The organism is Pauljensenia sp. UMB3104 (assembly GCF_030217285.1).
Classification (GTDB): Bacteria; Actinomycetota; Actinomycetes; order Actinomycetales; family Actinomycetaceae; genus Pauljensenia.
The window spans coordinates 1-249 of sequence record NZ_JASONN010000468.1 but is presented as its reverse complement, the minus strand read 5'-3'; the positions used below and the strand labels follow the sequence as shown (position 1 = coordinate 249).

1 protein-coding gene is annotated in these 249 nt (G+C 62.7%); it reads right to left on the bottom strand.

The genetic code is table 11. From position 1 onward, the window contains the following. A partial coding sequence (locus tag QP415_RS12435; RefSeq protein WP_285100277.1) for a Mur ligase family protein occupies nucleotides 1-249 on the bottom strand: 249 nt, incomplete at both ends.

Genomic DNA, 249 nt, shown 5'->3' with positions numbered 1-249 from the left:
CATTTCCAGCACCAGGTGACGTGTGTGTTCGTCGGCCTTGAGGACGGTCAGTGGCAGGCCAACCTCGTTATTGAAGGACAGTTTGGGCGCAACGGTCGGCCCGTCGGTCGCCATGAGCGCAGCAAGCAGATCCTTGGTGGTGGTTTTTCCGGCGGACCCTGTCACAGCAATGACATCGAGGGGGCCTGCCTGTCGCAGGTCCTCCAGATGTGCATGGGCGAGGACGCCGAGCGCCTCGGTCGATTCGGG